This is a genomic window from Streptomyces sp. NPDC057002, assembly GCF_042673825.1.
Lineage (GTDB): Bacteria > Actinomycetota > Actinomycetes > Streptomycetales > Streptomycetaceae > Streptomyces.
Genome location: NZ_JBHURZ010000012.1, coordinates 77,856 through 96,286, shown reverse-complemented (window position 1 = coordinate 96,286; position 18,431 = coordinate 77,856). Strand labels below are relative to the sequence as shown.

General features: G+C 70.8%; 21 protein-coding genes. 4 read left to right on the top strand and 17 right to left on the bottom strand.

The genetic code is table 11. The features are described from left to right. Positions 1–94 precede the first annotated feature (94 nt). The 5 genes from ACFT32_RS40975 to ACFT32_RS40955 form a co-directional block, all read right to left on the bottom strand. Positions 95–682, bottom strand: coding sequence for a winged helix-turn-helix domain-containing protein (locus ACFT32_RS40975; protein WP_382499357.1), 588 nt, complete (start codon positions 680–682; stop codon positions 95–97). A 120-nt stretch (positions 683–802) separates the two neighbouring features. Continuing rightward, positions 803–925: a hypothetical protein gene (locus ACFT32_RS40970; RefSeq protein WP_382499356.1), complete on the bottom strand. Its 123-nt coding sequence runs from the start codon at positions 923–925 to the stop codon at positions 803–805. A 167-nt stretch (positions 926–1,092) separates the two neighbouring features. Further along, positions 1,093–2,124, bottom strand: a complete 1,032-nt coding sequence (gene glnII, locus ACFT32_RS40965; protein ID WP_382499354.1) for a glutamine synthetase — start codon at positions 2,122–2,124, stop codon at positions 1,093–1,095. A gap of 358 nt (positions 2,125–2,482) precedes the next feature. Next, the gene (locus tag ACFT32_RS40960) at positions 2,483–3,211 is read right to left on the bottom strand and encodes a hypothetical protein (protein ID WP_382499352.1); all 729 of its coding nucleotides are present in this window, start codon (positions 3,209–3,211) and stop codon (positions 2,483–2,485) included. Between the two features lie 110 nt (positions 3,212–3,321). Next, positions 3,322–3,681, bottom strand: coding sequence for an arsenate reductase family protein (locus ACFT32_RS40955; protein WP_382499350.1), 360 nt, complete (start codon positions 3,679–3,681; stop codon positions 3,322–3,324). 229 nt (positions 3,682–3,910) lie between these two features. On the opposite strand from ACFT32_RS40955, the gene ACFT32_RS40950 reads away from it, so the two are divergent. Next, on the top strand, positions 3,911–4,225 hold the full coding sequence (locus ACFT32_RS40950) for a hypothetical protein (protein WP_382499347.1): 315 nt from the start codon (positions 3,911–3,913) through the stop codon (positions 4,223–4,225). On the opposite strand, the gene ACFT32_RS40945 is transcribed toward ACFT32_RS40950, so the two are convergent. Next, on the bottom strand, positions 4,213–5,286 hold the full coding sequence (locus ACFT32_RS40945; RefSeq protein WP_382499345.1) for an aldo/keto reductase: 1,074 nt from the start codon (positions 5,284–5,286) through the stop codon (positions 4,213–4,215). The genes ACFT32_RS40950 and ACFT32_RS40945 overlap by 13 nt on opposite strands. A 95-nt stretch (positions 5,287–5,381) precedes the next feature. On the opposite strand from ACFT32_RS40945, the gene ACFT32_RS40940 reads away from it, so the two are divergent. Continuing rightward, positions 5,382–5,993, top strand: a complete 612-nt coding sequence (locus ACFT32_RS40940; RefSeq protein ID WP_382499344.1) for a TetR/AcrR family transcriptional regulator — start codon at positions 5,382–5,384, stop codon at positions 5,991–5,993. A 16-nt stretch (positions 5,994–6,009) separates the two neighbouring features. Here the strand turns inward: ACFT32_RS40940 and ACFT32_RS40935 are convergent, their stop codons facing one another. From ACFT32_RS40935 to glnA, 7 genes are all read right to left on the bottom strand, one after another. Beyond that, a complete protein-coding gene (locus ACFT32_RS40935; protein ID WP_382499632.1) occupies positions 6,010–7,200 on the bottom strand; it encodes a winged helix DNA-binding domain-containing protein in 1,191 nt (396 codons plus the stop codon). Positions 7,201–7,300: 100 nt separating this feature from the next. After that, the gene (locus ACFT32_RS40930; protein WP_382499341.1) at positions 7,301–8,935 is read right to left on the bottom strand and encodes an alpha/beta fold hydrolase; all 1,635 of its coding nucleotides are present in this window, start codon (positions 8,933–8,935) and stop codon (positions 7,301–7,303) included. Between the two features lie 40 nt (positions 8,936–8,975). Then, positions 8,976–9,563, bottom strand: coding sequence for a hypothetical protein (locus tag ACFT32_RS40925; RefSeq protein ID WP_382499338.1), 588 nt, complete (start codon positions 9,561–9,563; stop codon positions 8,976–8,978). Positions 9,564–9,567: 4 nt separating this feature from the next. Beyond that, a complete protein-coding gene (htpX, locus tag ACFT32_RS40920) occupies positions 9,568–10,485 on the bottom strand; it encodes a zinc metalloprotease HtpX (protein ID WP_382499337.1) in 918 nt (305 codons plus the stop codon). Positions 10,486–10,582: 97 nt separating this feature from the next. After that, a complete protein-coding gene (locus ACFT32_RS40915) occupies positions 10,583–10,954 on the bottom strand; it encodes a signal peptidase I (RefSeq protein WP_382499335.1) in 372 nt (123 codons plus the stop codon). Positions 10,955–11,004: 50 nt separating this feature from the next. Next, positions 11,005–11,304, bottom strand: a complete 300-nt coding sequence (locus ACFT32_RS40910; RefSeq protein WP_382499333.1) for a hypothetical protein — start codon at positions 11,302–11,304, stop codon at positions 11,005–11,007. 109 nt (positions 11,305–11,413) lie between these two features. Further along, entirely contained in the window at positions 11,414–12,823 is a 1,410-nt protein-coding gene (gene glnA, locus ACFT32_RS40905; RefSeq protein ID WP_382499331.1) for a type I glutamate--ammonia ligase, read from the bottom strand. 210 nt (positions 12,824–13,033) lie between these two features. Between glnA and ACFT32_RS40900 the strand changes: the two genes are divergently transcribed. Beyond that, positions 13,034–13,501 (top strand): RDD family protein, encoded by a 468-nt coding sequence (locus ACFT32_RS40900; RefSeq protein WP_184596315.1) that lies wholly within the window; start codon positions 13,034–13,036, stop codon positions 13,499–13,501. 79 nt (positions 13,502–13,580) lie between these two features. On the opposite strand, the gene ACFT32_RS40895 is transcribed toward ACFT32_RS40900, so the two are convergent. The 4 genes from ACFT32_RS40895 to lipB form a co-directional block, all read right to left on the bottom strand. Next, positions 13,581–14,282 carry a DUF4191 domain-containing protein gene (locus ACFT32_RS40895; protein ID WP_382499328.1) on the bottom strand — a complete coding sequence of 234 codons (702 nt, stop codon included), beginning with the start codon at positions 14,280–14,282 and terminating at the stop codon, positions 13,581–13,583. Between the two features lie 76 nt (positions 14,283–14,358). Continuing rightward, positions 14,359–14,571, bottom strand: a complete 213-nt coding sequence (locus tag ACFT32_RS40890) for a hypothetical protein (protein ID WP_382499327.1) — start codon at positions 14,569–14,571, stop codon at positions 14,359–14,361. A 261-nt stretch (positions 14,572–14,832) separates the two neighbouring features. Further along, positions 14,833–15,798 (bottom strand): lipoyl synthase, encoded by a 966-nt coding sequence (gene lipA, locus ACFT32_RS40885; protein WP_382499324.1) that lies wholly within the window; start codon positions 15,796–15,798, stop codon positions 14,833–14,835. Between the two features lie 94 nt (positions 15,799–15,892). After that, entirely contained in the window at positions 15,893–16,693 is an 801-nt protein-coding gene (gene lipB / locus ACFT32_RS40880; protein ID WP_382499321.1) for a lipoyl(octanoyl) transferase LipB, read from the bottom strand. Between the two features lie 238 nt (positions 16,694–16,931). Here lipB and ACFT32_RS40875 point away from each other — a divergent pair, with 238 nt between their 5' ends. Beyond that, positions 16,932–18,410: a regulator gene (locus tag ACFT32_RS40875; RefSeq protein ID WP_382499320.1), complete on the top strand. Its 1,479-nt coding sequence runs from the start codon at positions 16,932–16,934 to the stop codon at positions 18,408–18,410. The last annotated feature ends 21 nt before the right edge of the window (positions 18,411–18,431 follow it).

Genomic DNA, 18,431 nt, shown 5'->3' with positions numbered 1-18,431 from the left:
GCCGCTGACTCTGCCCGGTGGAACGGCGGTAGGGAATGGGGGTCTGCCGTCAGCAGAGCCGCCGGCGGACTCGCAGGCGGGCGGGGCCGGTGGTTCAGCGGCTGACGGGAGGCACGTACTTGTATCCGACCCGGCGTACCGTCCGGATCGTGTCGCGGTGCTCCGCGCCCAGCTTGCGGCGCAGCCGGGCGACATGGACGTCGACCGTGCGGCCGTCGCCCACGTGCCCGTAGCCCCACACCGTGCCGACCAGCTGGTCACGGGTGTGCACCCGGCCCGGGTGCGCCACCAGGTGGGCGAGCAGCTCGAACTCCAGATACGTGAGGTCGAGCGGCCGGCCGGCCACCTGGGCGGTGCGCTGCACGGTGTCGACGCGGATCAGCGACTCGCCGCCCGGCTCGGGGCCGGCCTCGGGGGCGACGGGCTCCGGACGGTCCGGCACTGCCACCGGGAACGGCGGCTGCTGGTCGGCCGGGACGAGCACCAGATAGCCGATCATCGGCGGCTGGCCCGGCAGTGTGGGCAGCGTGTGCTGCGGCGCCGGAAGCCAGGTGGCACCCGGCGGCAGCAGATCCGCGACGGTCACCACCTCGTCCCGGTCGACGGCACGCAGCCGATGCCGGGCGCTGTTCGCCGGAGTGGTGTTGAGGGCGGCGGTGGACAGAGAACGAGTGGTCGCCATGAGAGGTCAGCTCTTTCGCGCGAGGAGTTCGTCGGAGAGGTCGACGGCCGCGAGTTCGTGGTCGGGCTCGCCGAGGGACGTACGCGGTTCGCGCTGGCCGAAGGCCGGGGGTGTACGGCTTTAGAGGGCCGGCGCGTTCGTCGCGCGGCAACACACCCGGTCGAAGTCGTAGTCCTGACGGGACGGCCAGAAGGGCTCGAGGTCATGACGACCCGTCGAGGTGTGCTTCCGGTAGCTGGCCATGGCCCCATTGAAGCAGAGCTGATCCCGCACCGGGACCCTCCTCTCACTGCTTGGACACCCGCGCCCCGTCAGGGGCGCGGGGAACTGCGCGAAAAGCCACGACGGCAAGGCAGGCGAAAGGGGGCGCCCACCGCGAACGGTGAGCGCCCCCTCAGGAACTCAGCGGATCAGACCTGGCCGGCCTTCTCCAGCGCCGAGCAGCAGGTGTCGACGAGCAGACGCGTCACCACGTACGGGTCGACGTTGGCGTTCGGGCGGCGGTCCTCGATGTAGCCCTTGCCGTCCTTCTCGACCTGCCACGGGATACGGACCGAGGCACCGCGGTTGGAGACGCCGTAGGAGTACTCGTTCCACGGGGCGGTCTCGTGCAGACCGGTCAGACGGTCGTCGATGCCGGCGCCGTAGTTCTTGACGTGGTCGAGCGGCTTGGAGCCCTCGCCGAGCGACTCGGCGGCGGTGATGATCGCGTCGTAGGACTCGCGCATCGCCTTGGTGGAGAAGTTGGTGTGCGCGCCGGCGCCGTTCCAGTCGCCCTTGACCGGCTTCGGGTCGAGGGTGGCGGCGATGTCGAAGTCCTCGGCGGTGCGGTAGAGCAGCCAGCGGGCCACCCACAGGTGGTCGGAGACCTCCAGCGGGGAGACCGGGCCGACCTGGAACTCCCACTGGCCGGGCATGACCTCGGCGTTGATGCCGGAGATGGCGAGGCCCGCCTCCAGGCAGTTGTCCAGGTGCGCCTCGACGACGTCACGGCCGAAGATCTCGTCCGCGCCGACACCGCAGTAGTAGCCGCCCTGCGGGGCCGGGAAGCCGCCCTTGGGGAAGCCGAGCGGGTAGCCGTCCTGGAAGAACGTGTACTCCTGCTCGATACCGAAGATCGGCTCCTGGGCCGCGAACTTCTCGGCGACCTCGGCCAGCGCGGCACGGGTGTTGCTGGCGTGCGGGGTGAGGTCGATGTTCAGGACCTCGCACAGCACCAGGATGTCGTCGCCGCCGCGGATCGGGTCGGGGCAGGTGAAGACCGGCTTGAGGACGCAGTCCGAGGCGTGGCCCTCGGCCTGGTTGGTGGACGACCCGTCGAAGCCCCAGATCGGCAGTGCGTCGAGACCGGCGGGCGAGCCCGTGATGATCTTGGTCTTGGAACGCAGTTTGGCCGTCGGCTCGGTGCCGTCGATCCAGATGTACTCAGCCTTGAAGGTCACGGGCCACATCCTTCGGGGGTGTGTCTGGGCGCGTATCGCGGGTGCTGCGGCGCTGCGGCACCGGTGCGCCGCGTCAACTGTCCGGCAGCCTGTCAACGGGCGATTTCCCGGCCATTGCTCGAATGTGAACCCCGTGTTACCTGGTGTGCCCGTGCCGTACTTCACGCCGAGAGGGCGTTTTCGCCCGTGGAGGTGGCGGTCACCGGCTCCCCTCCGTCAAGCCGGTGACCGTCGCCCGTGTGACCCCGGACGTGCCGGTCCTGCTGCTCCTGGCCGGGAGCAGCAGGACCGGTGACACGTACGAGGGGGCGGCCGAGGGGTGGGCCGCCGCCTCAGTGACCCGTTCGGCCGTCCGGCATCACCCCACCTTCTCGATCACGGCCCGGCGGATCAGGAACTTGCCGGGCTCACGGACCTGTTCGAAGGCCGCGTTGTTGAGCAGCGCACAGCTGCCGGAGACCGAGGTGACCTCCACCGTCGTGGACTTGTTGTTGTCCAGGTTGGTGACCTTCAGCTGCGTGCCGACCGGGAACTGGTTGCTGGACGCGGCAGGGGCACCGCCCTCGCCGGAGAGCGTGACGGTGGAGCCGTTGCACACCTGCTGCCCGGAGGCAGCGGCGCCACCGCCGGCGTTTTCCGCCGGGGCGGACTCCGCGGGCTGCGAGGCCTCGGCGCCCCCGGCAGCGTCCTGACCGCCGCCGGCCTGCTCACCGCCGGCCTGCTCACCGCCCTGCGCGGGCTGCGACGGCTGCGCGGCCTGGGAGTCCTGAGCCGACTCCCCAACCGTGCACCCCGACGCCTCCTGCTTCCGCTTGATCTCCTCGACGACCGCCTCGCGGTTGGCGATCCGAGCCTCCGACTGAGCGTCGGGGTTGGCCTTCTGGTCCGCGATGAACTTCTCGTTGTTGCCGAGAGCGGTGGCGAGTCCCAGGCAGGCCGTCGACTCCGCCGCCGACTTGGTGTCGGTGGCCGGCGGCGTGGCGTTCGACGTGCTCGCCATGACGAAGGCCCCGCCTCCCGCCACGGTCACCGCGCTCACCAGCAGCGCGATCTTCTTCTTCGGACCGAGAGTTCTCCTACGCGACATGCGCGCCTCCTGAAGAGGTAGGGGAGCGTACGTCGCTATGTACGAGATACCGAACGAGGTTACTCAGCGGTTACAGGAGTCACTGAAGTGACCTGCGTCACGGTGCGGTTCTAGCGGGAGAGGGCGTCCCGCACGGCCTCGTCGGTACGGCCCACCACGGCCGTACCGTCGTCCGCGGTGATGATCGGGCGCTGGATCAGCTTCGGGTGCTCGGCGAGCGCCTTGACCCACCGGTCACGCGAACCGGCGTCCCGCGGCCACTCCTTGAGCCCGAGCTCCTTGGCGACCGCCTCCCCGGTGCGGGTGATGTCCCAGGGTTCGAGCCCGAGGCGCTCGAGGACGCCACGGATCTCTTCCTCGCTCGGCACGTCCTCCAGGTAGCGGCGGACGGTGTAGTCGGCCCCCTCGGCGTCGAGCAGCGACACGGCACTACGGCACTTCGAACAGGCCGGATTGATCCAGATCTCCATGGGGGTCACGGTACGCGCTGCCGCCATTGTTCGAATTTCTGCCGACTCATGCGCCCCTCGCGGACCTGCCGTGACGCGACGCCAATTTCCCTGCTCACCAGGGTATTTGCGGCTCTCGGCGGACTCCCCGTTGTCAGTGCCGGGCGGTAAACTGTAAGCAGTGTTCGAGGGTGGCGCCGGGGTCGCAGACGACCTCGGTGAGCCGCCCGACCGCGACAGGAGGATGCCTGTGCCCGCTGCCGCTCTGAAGTCGAAGCCGTTGCCCACCCAGTCCACCGCGAAGCGTCCCGTCCTGCTCGACCTGCCGTATGTGCCCGTGGAGAAGCGTCCGCTGCCGCCGGGCCGGCCGCGCGAGTGGTACGTCACGCACAACCGTCGCCTCAAGGCGATGCGACTCGCCATCGCCCTGCTCGACTCCGGCGTCTACATGCCGAACCAGGCCCGTAACGAGACGATCCGCGGCGCGGCGGAACAGATCGGCGTCCACCCGCCGTCGGACACGACGTGTCACATGGTGCGGGCGTTCATGCGCTACGCGCGCTGAGGCTCTCCCGCCGGTGTTCCCGGCACGGGGAACACCGGCGGGTTCAGCCGGGCGAAGCCCTCCTGGCGTTCGTAAGGGAAGTGGGGGTAGGGAGCCGGGCGGTGGCTCGCCGCGTCGAGCTTCGCCACCTGCTCGGGGGTCAGGCTCCAGCCGACGGCGCCGAGGTTCTGGCGCAGTTGCCGCTCGTCGCGGGCGCCGATGATGACGGAGGACACCGTCGGCCGCCGGAGCAGCCAGTTGAGGGCGATCTGCGGCACGGCTTTGCCCGTCTCCTCCGCGATCTCGTCCAGCGCGTCGACCACGTCGTAGAGGTGCTCGTCGGAGACGGGCGGTCCGTAGTCGGCCGTGCGGTGCAGCCGGCTCTCGGGCGGCAGCGGTGCGCCTCGGCGGACCTTGCCGGTGAGGCGCCCCCAGCCGAGCGGGCTCCAGACGATCGCGCCGAGGCCCTGGTCGAGGGCGAGCGGCATGAGTTCCCACTCGTAGTCGCGGCCGACGAGGGAGTAGTACACCTGGTGGGCCACGTAGCGCGGGTGGCCGTGCCTCTCCGCGGCCGCGAGGGACTTCATCACCTGCCAGCCGGAGAAGTTGGAGACGCCGGTGTAGCGCACCTTGCCCGCCTGGACGAGTGTGTCGAGCGCGCCCAGTACCTCGTCGACCGGTGTCCCGGCGTCGAAGGCGTGGAGCTGGAAGAGGTCGATGCGGTCGGTGCCGAGCCTGCGCAGGGCGTCCTCGCAGGCGGTGATCAGACGGGAACGGGATGAGCCCGCGTCGCCCGGTCCGTCGCCCATCGGCAGGCCGGTCTTGGTGGAGACGATCACCTGGTCCCGGCGGCCCTTGATCGCCTGCCCCAGCACCTCCTCGGAGGCGCCGGCGGAGTAGACGTCGGCGGTGTCGAACATCGTGACCCCGGCGTCCAGGCAGATGTCCACCAGGCGGCGCGCCTCCCGCGCGTCGGTCGTGCCCCACGCGCCGAACAGCGGGCCCTGCCCACCGAAGGTGCCGGCTCCGAAGCTCAGCGCGGGAACCATGAGTCCGGACGCGCCCAATCGTCTGTACTCCATCGCGGCCTCTTTCGATCTCGGTTAACGGGTCTGTGGTTCCGTTAGTGGTCACTAAGGTAGCAGGGTGAACCGCTTAATGGAACGGGAGTGCCGTTATGGCTGACGGAGGCGAGCCGGGGACCGTACGGCCGGGAGGGCGCACGGCGCGGGTACGGGAAGCGGTGCTGCGGGCGGCCGAGGACGCCCTGACCGAGCAGGGCTTCACCGGCCTGGACCTGGCCGACATCGCCCGCCGTGCCGGAGTCGGCAAGACGACCGTCTACCGCCGCTGGGCGACGGTCACCGGGCTGGTGGCCGACCTCCTGCTGGACATGGCCGAGCAGTCCGCGCCGCGCACCGAGACCGGCTCGCTGCTCGGCGACTTGACGGCCAACGCCCGGCTCGTGCAGCGCACCCTGACGGACCCCCGGCAGGGGCCGCTGTTCAAGGCGCTGATCGCCGCCGCCACCGGCGACCCCAGGACGGCCGCCGCGCTGCGGCGCTTCTACGACATCCGCGTCAGGGAATGGGCTCCCTGTGTGCGGCAGGCCGTCGACCGGGGCGAGGTGCCCGAGGGCACCGACACGCACGAAGTGATCCGCGCCGTCTCCGCCCCGCTCTACTACCACCTGCTGATCAGCGGCGCCCGGCTCGACGGCGCCACGGCCGACCGGGCCGCCGAGGCCGCCGCGACGGCGGCACGCGCGGGCGTGTACGTACGGACTTGAGGCCCCGAGGACCCGCCTACCCCGCCGCCAGTTCCTTCTCGAGCGGTGTGCGGAAGCGTGGTGTGATCCTGGTCGTCCCCACCCACCCGCTCAGCCGCTCCGCCTCCGTCCCGATCGCCGCGCGGGCCTCACGGCCGATGCCCTCCTCGTCGAGGATCCGCCAGGTGATCTCCCCGTCGGGCCGCTGGGCCCACCCGCCGACCACCCGGCCGTTCCACCACACCGTCGGCCCGACGTTGCCGCTGCGGTCGAACAGCGGGGCCCGCAGATCCGCCGCGAGATACCAGTCGCGCTGCCGCCACCCCATCGTGGTCGGGTCGAGGCCGGGCAGCAGCGCGGCCCAGGGCTCGTCGGGGGCGGACACCGGGCCGGCATCCCCGTCGGCCACGTATCCCGTGCCCTCGTCCAGGGACACCTCCCGCGCTCCGATCGCGGCCAGCGCCCTGCGGACCTCCGTCACCCGCCACCCCGTCCACCACTTCAGGTCGGCCTCGGTCGCGGGACCGCACGCGCCGAGCCACCGTCTCAGCAGCTCCGCCTGCGCCTCGGCGATGTCCATCTCGGGGTGCTCGGGCGCCACAGCCCAGCGGAACTGGCCGGACGTCCAGGAGCCGAGCGGTCGGCCGCGTACGAGCTTCCCCTCGACGCCCAGCACCCTGAGCAGCCGGGTCGAGACCGTGTGCGTCCCCTCGTAGCTCTTCCCGGCCGCGTAGACGAACTGCTCCCGCAGGCGCGGCTCGTCACGGGCGAGTTCGGCGGCCGTGGCCTGCCCGCGCCGGGCGAGGGCCCGCAGCGTCGACTCCTCGACCTCCTCCAGCCAGGCCGCGTCCGGTGCCCCCGCCGTCGCCATGTGCTTGAGCAGTGTGGACCGCTCCCGGGCGGCGACCGCCAGGCCGGTCGAGGCGTGCACGACGGCGGTCAGGGCCGTGGGGAACACGAACACGGTGTGCCGCATGCCGTGCATCCGCACCAGGGAACGGTCCTCGTACAGCGCGCGCCCGGTCTCCGCCACCGTCTCCGCCGGGTCCGCGAGCCGCGCGCCCACGGCCAGGTACACCGTCGCCGGGTCCGTGCCGTGCAACGCGACGAGCGAACCGGCGACCTCCTCGGGCGTCCCCGCTCGCGCCCGCCCGGCCAGGCGCTGCCGCAACGCGAGGCGGGCCCGCCGCTCCGCCACCCCGATGTACCGCCGCGCCCCGCCGCCCATGCCGGCCTCCACTCGTCCAGCCCCTCCGACCCGACTGATCTGACCGCATCATCGCGGACGCCACTGACAATCGGCCGTCACCGGCACCGGTCACCACCGCTCAGGCCGGGCCGTACCGCTCCAGCAGCCCCGCCACGTAAGCCTCCAGCCGCCCGGCCAGCACCTCCGGTGTCAGGTCGGTCCGTCCCAGCTCCCGCCAGGGGACCGCCAGCTTCGCCGCGTCGGGGACGTAGGCCAGAGCGTCGAGCAGCCGCCAGTACAGATGGTCCGGGCCGTCGGCCAGGGGCCGGCCGCCGTGTGCCTCGTAGCGCTCCCGGAATCCGAGGCCGTACTCCGGGCCGTACAGCAGCGCGAGCGCCGTCGAGCAGTGGGCGACGTCCAGATCGGCGGGACCCCAGGAGGTCTCCACCCAGTCGACGACACCGCCGATCCGCAGACCGGGCCCCGAGCCTGTGAACAGCACGTTCCCGGGGTGGAAGTCCCGGTGCAGGAAACAGCCCTCGTACGGCGGGGGATCGCGGCGGATGACGTCCACGGCCCGCTCCCAGCCCGGGGGAACGGCCGTCGGTGACGTCCACGCCTGGTACGCGCGCGGACGCTCCTCGGGGACGACCCGGTGGATCGCGGCGAGTTGAGCCGCGAGCAGCTCCACGCGAGCGTCGAGGTCCTCCTCGTCGACCCGGACCCGCCCCGGCAGCACGGACATCAACAGGGACGGATGGTCACAGTGCTCGGCGGTCGCGTCCACGCCGATCAGGCCGGGGGCCGGCACGCCCTCCTGCCCGGCCAGCAGCGTGAGCACGTCCGCCTCTCGGGCCAGCAGCCCGGGGGCGTGCCGCCGGAAGAAGGGTTTCACGAAGGTCCGCAGGGCGAGGGCGGTGCCGTCGTCGAGGGTGAGCCGCCGCATCTGGGCACTCCAACCGCCCTGCAGAAAAGACGACTTGTCGACTGTACGGCCTTCAGGGAGCTGCTTGGCCACCCAAGCCCGGGTCGCCGTCCAGCCCTGCTCGCCGAGCCCGGTCAGGAGGGCGGTGACGAACGCCCGCCGGTCCTCGGGACGGTCGCGGAACCACAGGCCCAACCGGTGCTCCGCCTCGGGCAGTTCCCAGCGGGTGAACTGGGCGCGCCGGGCCAGCGCCTCCGAGACGGCCTCCGTCACGGCCGGCGGGATGACCTCGTCCGTGCCCGGCACCGCGAGCACCGCCCGCCCCTCGTACGCCCGCAGCGCGTCGAGCGCGGGCGACGCACGCCAGCTGCCGGGCCGGCGGATGATCTCGCTGAACCGCCCGTCGTCCTGCCCGAAGGGCACGTCCCACGCCTCGGCCGCGTACACCGCGGGCGCGCACAGCCCCAGCGCCGCCACCCGGTCCCCGTAGTGCCGGGCGAGATCGGCCACGGTCTGACCGCTCATGCTGAACCCGGCCAGGATCAGCGGCCCGTCCCCGCGCGCGTGCGCGTCGATCACGGACACGGCCTGCTCGAAGCGGCGGCGCAGGCTCAGCTCCGGCAGCCGGCCGGTGCTCTCCCCGTGGCCCGTGAAGTCGAAGGCGAGGACGTGGCAGCCGTGCGCGGCGAACTCGGACAGCAGCGGCACCAGCCGCTCCTTGCTGCCGTTGCCCGCGCCGTGCAGGACCACGGCAGTCGCTCTCGCCGGCGCACCGGCTCCGCGGTACAGCCCGCTGAGCCGTTCACCGCCGAGGGTGTGTATGAAGGGGATCAGCTCCAGCTCACTCATACGGTCATTCACTCACGCCGCGCAGGCCCGTGAGCGGCGGTCACAGTCCGGGCGCTCCCCACACCGGGAACCAGCGGCCGAGATCCTGCTCGATCCGCAGGTCGCCGTCGAGCGCCGACCGCACCTGGAGCTCCAGCCCGTTGTCGCGCCGCTGCGCCTCGTCGCCCGGCAGGGGCGCGAACGGGTAGAAGGTGCCGCGTTTGTAGAGGTAGACCAGCGCGAGCCGCCGGCCGGCCCGGTTCCGGAACCCGGCCAGGGAGCAGAGCAGTTGCGGGCCGAAGCCGTTGACCTCCATCTGGCTGTTCACGGCGTGCAGGTCGTTCACGAGCGCGTGCAGCTGCTCGGGGGCGCGGCGCGAGACCAGCCAGGAGTAGCCGTAGTCGTCCTGCCGCAGTTCCACCGGCGGGCCGTCGCGCTCGGTGTCGGCGTCCAGCAGGGCCTGCACCTCGCGGTGGGTCTGTTCGAAGGCCGCGCCCTCGACCGTGGCGAAGCACACCGCGCCCTGCCCGGTCGGGGTGAAGCCCGCCGCGGCCTCCAGGGTCACGGCCGCCGAGGGCAGTGCGAAAAGCCGGTCGAGATCCGGTGTGACCGGCTTCGTACGGCCGAGCAGAATGTCCAGCAGCCCCATTCGCTCACACCCCTCCGGGTGCCGCCGCCTCGCCCAGCTCGGCGGAGATCCGGCCCAGTTGGTCGAGCCGCTGTTCCAGGCTCGGGTGGGTCGAGAAGAGCCGCGCCACACCGGGGTCGCGGCCCAGTGCCGGGGTGAAGTAGAAGGCGTTGAAGGCCTGGGCCGTGCGCAGGTCCTTGTTCGGGATGCGGGCGATGTCGCCGGAGACCTTGGTGAGCGCGGAGGCGAGCGCCGAAGGCCGGCCGGTGAGCAGCGCGGCCGCCCGGTCGGCGGCCAGTTCCCGGTACCGGGACAGGGCCCGGATCAGCAGGAAGCTCAGCGCGTACACGGCGGCCGACACGCCCATCACCGCCGCGAAGATCACCGCGGTGTTCTGGTCCCTGCGGCCCCCGCCGAACAACTGAGAGTAGAAGGCGAACCGCACGATCAGCCCCGCGATCACACCGAGGAACGAGGCGACCGTGATCACGGCGACGTCCTTGTGCGCCACATGCGACAGCTCGTGCGCGAGGACGCCCTCCAGCTCGGCCGGCTCCAGCCGCCGCAGCAGCCCGGTCGTCACACAGACCACGGCGTGGTCCGGGTTCCGCCCGGTCGCGAACGCGTTCGGCATGTCCATCTCGGACACGGCCACCACCGGCTTGGGCATGTCCGCGATGGCACACAGCCGGTCCACGACCCCGTGCAGCTCGGGAAACTCCTCCCGCTCCACGACCCGCCCGCGCATGGCGTACAGCGCGATCCGGTCCGAGAACCAGTACTGAGCCCCCAACAGTCCCGCCGCGATCACCACGACGAGCACCCAGGACTTCAGCAGCACGATCAGCGCCGCCACGAACCCCACGTACAACAACCCGAGCAGGAACAGCGTGATCCCCATACGGGTGGTCAACCGCCGGTCGCTCCGGAAGCGGCTGTGCATCTGCATCACCCCGCAGTCAGGCACTCGTCCCACTGCAAGTGTGCACCCGGTCACGCCCATGAACGGGTCGTGATCGGCCCCAGGACAGGCAAAGGCGTCAGCCGCCCGCGCCCACCGCGTACCCGGCCACCGACGGCCACCGCACGGTCAGCACCACCGACTCCTCCTCCGCGACCCAGGAGTGATCGACCCCGCGCCCCCACACGACGTAGTCCCCCTGCCGCTCCAGCAGGACACTCCGACCGGGAAGCTCCACCCGGAAACGCCCGCTGATCAGCACCAGCAGCGCGGTCCGCTCCTCACCCCGCACCCACTGCGCCCGCTCGTCACCCCGGGGATGAACACCCCACTTGATCTCGACGGCCCCACTGTGCCGGGGGTCCCCGACGTCCTTGAAGTGCCCGAGAATCCAGCCACGGTCCAGCGCGGCGTCCTGGCCCGCGTTGCCCACATACACACTGTCGTCCACGCGCGGGGACGCTAGCAGCCGCCCGGCCGGCCCTCTCGGCGCACGCTCCGCTACGGCGCCCGGAAGTTGATGTACCCCAGCAGCACGATCAGCGCCGCCATACAGCCGAACACCACGGCCGTGGAGATCCACGATGAGCGGGAGCGGGAGCGGGGGCCGGAGCGTGAGCGTGAGCGGCGGCCGCGTGAGCGGTGGTCGGGGTCGGGGCGGAAGGGCACGGGGCCGGGAGGGTTGTGTTTCCAGCGTGCGGCGAGCATACGGGCCCGGGCCGAGGGCTCCTTGTGCTCGGCGTCGTCCGCCCATCTGAGGTCGAACTCGCGCTCCTGGCCGTCCTGTTCGTGCTCCGGCATACCCACTCCACCCCCGTGTGGTCCTGTCAGCAGAATAGAACAAATGCCCGCGCCCCCGCTGCCGGTAGGACAGCGGGGGCGCGGGCGTGATGCCTCGATCAGGCGTCGATCACACGTCGAAGTACAGCTCGAACTCGTGCGGGTGCGGACGCAGCTGCAGCGGCGCGATCTCGTTCGCGCGCTTGTAGTCGATCCACGTCTCGATCAGGTCCGGCGTGAACACGTCGCCCTGGAGGAGGAACTCGTGGTCGGCCTCGAGGCGGTCGAGGACGGCCGGGAGGGAGGTCGGGACCTGCGGGACGCCCGCGTGCTCCTCGGGGGCGAGCTCGTAGAGGTCCTTGTCGATCGGCTCGGCCGGCTCGATCTTGTTCTTGATGCCGTCCAGGCCCGCGAGGAGCAGCGCCGAGAAGGCCAGGTACGGGTTGCCGGAGGAGTCGGGCGCGCGGAACTCGACGCGCTTGGCCTTCGGGTTCGAGCCCGTGATCGGGATACGCATGGCCGCGGAGCGGTTGCGCTGCGAGTAGACCAGGTTGACCGGCGCCTCGAAGCCCGGGACCAGGCGGTGGTACGAGTTCACCGTCGGGTTGGTGAAGGCCAGCAGCGACGGAGCGTGCTTGAGGATGCCGCCGATGTAGTAGCGGGCGGTGTCCGACAGGCCCGCGTAACCGGCCTCGTCGTAGAAGAGCGGCTGGCCGCCGGTCCACAGCGACTGGTGGACGTGCATGCCCGAGCCGTTGTCACCGAAGATCGGCTTCGGCATGAAGGTCGCCGTCTTGCCGTTCTGCCACGCCACGTTCTTCACGATGTACTTGAAGAGCTGCAGGTCGTCGGCTGCGGCGAGCAGCGTGTTGAACTTGTAGTTGATCTCGGCCTGGCCGGCGGTGCCCACCTCGTGGTGCTGGCGCTCCACCTGCAGACCGGCACGGTCCAGCTCCAGGGAGATCTGGGCACGCAGGTCGGCGAAGTGGTCGACCGGCGGGACCGGGAAGTAGCCGCCCTTGTAGCGGACCTTGTAACCACGGTTGTTCTCGAGGGCACCGGTGTTCCAGGCGCCGGCCTCGGAGTCGATGTGGTAGAAGGACTCGTTCGCGCTGGTCGCGAAGCGGACGCTGTCGAAGACGTAGAACTCGGCCTCCGGACCGAAGTACGCCGTGTCGGCGATCCCGGTGGAGGCGAGGTAGGCCTCGGCCTTCTTCGCCACGTTGCGCGGGTCACGGGAGTACTGCTCACCCGTGATCGGGTCGTGGATGAAGAAGTTGATGTTGACCGTCTTGTCACGGCGGAACGGGTCGACCCGCGCGGTCGACAGGTCCGCGCGCAGCGCCATGTCGGACTCGTGGATGGCCTGGAAGCCGCGGATCGAGGAGCCGTCGAAGGCCAGCTCCTCGGCCGGGTCGAAGGCCGATGCGGGGATCGTGAAGTGCTGCATCACGCCCGGCAGGTCGCAGAAGCGGACGTCGACGAACTTGACGTCCTCGTCCGCGATGAACTTCTTGGCCTCGTCGGCGTTCTGGAACATCCAGCTCCTCCTACTCCCGACCGTCCCGCCGGGGTGGTAGTTCGTTCGTGCTGCCAGTGCGGGTGGCACACGCTGACGTAGACCCTAGGGACGGGTGATTTCTCTGGCGTGACTCATTTGTTTCGCACAAGTTAACCGGCTCACCCTCCACCGTAGCCCGACCACACCCCGCCGTGCCCTGGTCATTTACGGGCGCAGTACCGTGGACGGGTGGACAACAGGCAAGCACTCGGATCGTGGCTTTCCGGGCCCCGCGCGGCTGCGGAAGAGGCCGGTGTCGACTTCGGATACCGGGGTGAGCAGCTCGGTCTGCCCGAGGAGGGACCCGGCTCGATCGCCCGTCCGGGCCGCCGGCTGGGCGCCCTCGCCGTGGACTGGGGTCTGAGTCTCCTGATCGCATACGGTCTTATCACGCAGAGCTACAACGAAGCGGCACAGATCTGGGCACCGCTCATCCTGTTCGCCCTCATGGTGCTCACGGTCGGTACGGTCGGCTTCACCCCGGGCAAGCGGCTCCTCGGCCTGCGGGTGCTCGCCCTGGACACCGGCCGCGTCAGCCCCTGGCGCACCCTCCTGCGTACGGTCCTGCTCTTCCTCGCGATCCCCGCCCTGATCTGGGACCGCGACGGCCGCGGTCTGCACGACCGGCTGGCGGGCACGGTCGAGGTCCGCATCTAGCGACCCCAACGGCCTTCGCTGACGACGAAGGGGCGCCCGGATCACCGGGCGCCCCTTCGTCGTCAGCGTGTGCGGGGAGTCAGCGGGCCTTCGGCCCGCCCTTCGGCAGCTTCATGCCCTTCGGCATGGGCCCCTTCGGCAGCGGCATGTTGCTCATCAGGTCGCCGAGGGCGCGCAGCCGGTCGTTGGTGGCCGTGACCTGCGGGCCGGTCAGCACGCGCGGCAGCTTCAGCATGGTCGTGCGCAGCTTCTTCAGCTCGACCTGGCCCTCGCCCGTGCCCACGACCAGGTCGTGCACGGGCACGTCCGCGACGATGCGGTTCATCTTCTTCTTCTCGGCGGCGAGCAGGGACTTCACCCGGTTCGGGTTGCCCTCGGCGACCAGGACGATGCCGGCCTTGCCGACCGCGCGGTGCACCACGTCCTGGCTGCGGTTCATCGCCACCGCGGGGGTCGTCGTCCAGCCCCGGCCGACATTGTCGAGTACCGCCGCGGCGGCGCCGGGCTGTCCCTCCATCTGCCCGAAGGCGGCCCGCTCGGCCCGGCGCCCGAACACGATCGCCGACGCGAGGAAGGCGAGCAGGAGGCCCAGGATGCCGAGATAGATGGGGTGACCGATCAAGAAACCGATCGCGAGGAAGACACCGAAGGTGACGATTCCGACTGCCGCGAGTACAAGACCGATCTTCTTGTCGGCCCTGCGGGTCATCTTGTAGGTCTGAGCGATCTGCTTCAGTCGCCCGGGGTTCGCAGCGTCCGCTGCAGGTTCCTTCCTCGCCATGCCACGCAGTCTACGTGGCCCCACAAGCGCCGACGACGGCAGTGCCCGCGGGGGCCCATGGGGGAGGGGCCGGGGTTCAGGGACGGACGGAGCCGGACCCGGGAACGGACTGGTCGAGGACGCGCTGCGTCTCGACCCGGTCCTTGGCGCGACGGCGGTCCTCCAGCACGGAGGTCCACGCGTTGCGGCGGGCGGTGCGCTGACCGCTGCTCATCAGCAGCGACTCGACGGCACGCAGTGCGGTGGTGAAGGACGGAATCGCGGTGGCGCGGACCGGCGCGGCCTGCATGGGTGAGGTCCCCCCTCGGTATGGGTGTACGTGCTGTGAGTTCAGCGTCACTGATTGGTGTTACCAGGGCGTGACCGGCCGGTCAAACACCCATGAAGCCCCGGCGGTGAGTGGTGAAACGCCGACGCGGTCCCGACATGTGCCCTCATCTGCGAGGACGGTCGGGACCGCGTCAAATCGGCCGCTACTGGCGGGTAGCGTCTTGTGCGAGAATTCACACGCTTGTCTCGCCCTGTTTGCGGCAGGGGTGGTGACGATGTGTCAGACGGCCTGGGCCGCGATGCGCGCGTCCCGCTGCTCCATGGCCATCTTGAAGAGCCGTCCCGCGCGGTACGAGGAGCGCACCAGCGGGCCGGACATCACACCGGAGAAGCCGATCTGCTCGGCCTCCTGCTGGAGCTCCACGAACTCGTGCGGCTTGACCCAGCGCTCCACGGGGTGGTGGCGCACGGAGGGCCGCAGGTACTGCGTGATGGTGACCAGCTCGCAGCCCGCGTCGTGCAGCTGCTTGAGCGCGTCGCTGACCTCCTCGCGGGTCTCGCCCATGCCGAGGATCAGGTTCGACTTGGTGACGAGGCCGTAGTCGCGGGCCTCGGTGATGACCTTCAGGGAGCGCTCGTAGCGGAAGCCGGGGCGGATGCGCTTGAAGATCCGCGGGACCGTCTCGACGTTGTGCGCGAAGACCTCGGGGCGGGAGGAGAAGACCTCCGCCAGCTGCTCCGGGACGGCGTTGAAGTCGGGCGCGAGCAGCTCGACCTTCGTCCGGCCGGCCTCGCGGCCCGCCGTCTGCTGGTGGATCTGGCGGACCGTCTCGGCGTACAGCCAGGCGCCGCCGTCCTCCAGGTCGTCACGGGCGACGCCGGTGATCGTGGCGTAGTTCAGGTCCATCGTGACCACGGACTCGCCGACCCGGCGCGGCTCGTCGCGGTCGAGCGCCTCGGGCTTGCCCGTGTCGATCTGGCAGAAGTCACAGCGCCGGGTGCACTGGTCGCCGCCGATGAGGAAGGTCGCCTCGCGGTCCTCCCAGCACTCGTAGATGTTGGGGCAGCCGGCTTCCTGGCAGACCGTGTGCAGGCCCTCGCTCTTCACGAGGTTCTGCATCTTGGTGTACTCGGGACCCATTTTCGCCCGGGTCTTGATCCACTCGGGCTTGCGCTCGATGGGGGTCTGGCTGTTGCGGACCTCCAGGCGCAGCATCTTGCGTCCGTCGGGTGCGACTGCGGACACGACCGGCTCCCTAGCGATTGATTCTTCGGCGTCCTCAAGGGTACGCCCGTTGATTTGAATGCCTGTGTGGGTGCTAGCCCCTCCACGCGCGGCTTTATGCCGCCGGCGTCTTCTCGATCTCCCGCGGCTTCAGCTCCGCGTTCTCCAGTACGTCCCTCAGGTGCCGCTCCACCACCGGCAGGACCTCCTCGATCGTCACGTCGCGGCCCAGTTCGTTCGCCAGGGACGCGACGCCCGCGTCGCGGATGCCGCAGGGGATGATCCGGTCGAACCACTTGTTGTCGGGGTTCACATTGAGCGCGAAGCCGTGCATGGTGACGCCCTTGGCCACGCGGATGCCGATCGCGGCGATCTTGCGGTCCTCACGGCGCTGGCCCGCGTTGGACGGGGCGTACTCCGGGCCGTTGAGGCGCGGGTCGAACTCCTCGTCGTGCAGACGCGGGTCGAAGTCCAGGGCGAGGCCGCCGAGTGCGGGGCGCCGCTCGACCGGGTCGCCCAGGACCCACACGCCGCTGCGGCCCTCGACCCGGGTGGTCTCCAGGCCGAACTCCGCGCAGGTGAGGATCAGGGCCTCTTCGAGGCGGCGTACGTGTGCCACGACGTCCACCGGGCGGGGCAGCTTCTGGATCGGGTAGCCCACCAGCTGGCCGGGGCCGTGCCAGGTGATCTTGCCGCCGCGGTCCACGTCGACGACCGGCGTGCCGTCCAGGGGTCGCTCCTTGTCCGCCGTGCGCCGTCCGGCCGTGTAGACCGGCGGGTGTTCCAGCAGCAGGACCGTGTCGGAGATCTCGTCGGCGAACCGCGCCGCGTGCACCCGGCGCTGCTCGTCCCAGGCCTCCTGGTACTCGACGGCCTCGTCACCGAACCCCATGCGGACGAACCGCAACCCACTCACGGCAAGCGCCTCCCTCGGACGGGTGTGTCAGGCACGTATCGCGCCCAAGCCACTGTACGTCCGGCCCGAACACGTCAGTCCCGGGGCCAATCCTCACACGATCGGATGAATGTCCGGGAAAATGTGTGATGGGGTGCTTACTCTCCGCTACATTCGCGCCGTCCAGCAAGCCAAAAGGCCTGCTCACACGCAATCCGGCACAGCACCGACACCGGAAGGCAGGAGACCGCACCGCACCATGACGGAACGACCCGCGCAGCGCACCCCCAACCGACAGCTCGCCGCGCTCATCGCAGAAGCGGGGTTCTCCAACGCGGGACTCGCCCGTCGCGTGGACCAGCTCGGTCTCGAACACGGGCTCGACTTGAGATACGACAAGACCTCCGTCACCCGGTGGCTGCGCGGCCAGCAGCCCCGAGGCACCACGCCGGCGCTCATCGCCGAGGTCTTCACCCGGCGCCTGGGCCGCCGCCTCAGCGCCCAGGACCTCGGCCTGGACGCCTGTGCCCCGGTCTACGCGGGGCTGGAGTTCGCGGCCGCCCCCGAGGAGGCCGTCGACATCGTCAGCGGGCTGTGGCGCAAGGACTCCGGCAGCCACGCCGAGCTGCGCAAGATCGCCTTCACCCCGGCCGGGCTCGTCGTGCCGAGCCGGGACTGGCTGATCGGCCGGGCCGACGAGAAGGTCGCCCGGGGCGAGCCGCCCGCCGCCCGCATCCCGGCGCAGGGCCGCGTCCCCGTCCGCCTCCCGGCGACGGGCGAACCGGGCGTACCGTCCCTGCCCCGCCAGCGCGGCCAGGCCGAACGCGGACCCGGCCAGAAGGTCACCGCAGGCGACATCGCCGCCCTGCGCTCGGTCGGCGAACTCTTCCGCACCCTCGACGACGCCTACGGCGGCGGTCACGCCCGCCAGGCCCTGGTGCGCTATCTGGAGCACGAGTGCGAGCCGATGCTGCGCGGCACCTACGGCGAGCAGACCGGCCGCCGGCTGTTCGCGGCCGCCGCCGACCTCACCCGGCTCGCGGGCTGGACCTCGTACGACATCGCCGCGCACGGACTCGCCCAGCGCTACTTCGTGCAGGCGCTCCGGCTCGCCCAGGCGGCCGGGGACCGGACGTACGGGGCGTATGTGCTGGTCACCATGAGCCGGCAGGCCGTCTACCTCGGGCACGGCCGGGAGGCCGTGCAGCTCGCCCGCGTGGCACAGCAGGGCGTCGGCACCTCGGCCCCGCCCGTCGTACAGACGCTGCTGCACGCCTCCGAGGCACGCGGGCACGGCGTACTCGGCGAGGTCCGCGCCTGCACCGCGGCCCTGGTCCGCGCCGAGCGCGCCCTGGAGACGGCCCGGCCCGGGGACGACGTACCGCACTGGGCGAAGTTCTTCGACGAGGCACAGCTCGCCGACGAGTTCGGCCACTGCCACCGCGACCTGCAGCAGTTCCGCGCCGCCGCCCAGCACGCGGAACGCTCCCTGCAGCTCCGCGCCCCCTCCTACGCCCGCAGCCGCCTCTTCTGCCGCATCGTCCTGGCCACCGCCCGCCTGGGCCTGGGCGAACTCGACCAGGCCTGCCAACTGGGAGCGGAGGCCGCCGGCCAGGCCGCTGAGATGCGTTCGGTAAGGGCGGTGGAGTACGTGAGGGACTTCGAAAGGAGACTCGAGCCGTACAAGGACGCGGCCCCCGTGCGGACCTACCGCGACAAGGTAGCGGCCCTTCTTTAGGGGCGCGGGGAACTGCGCGAC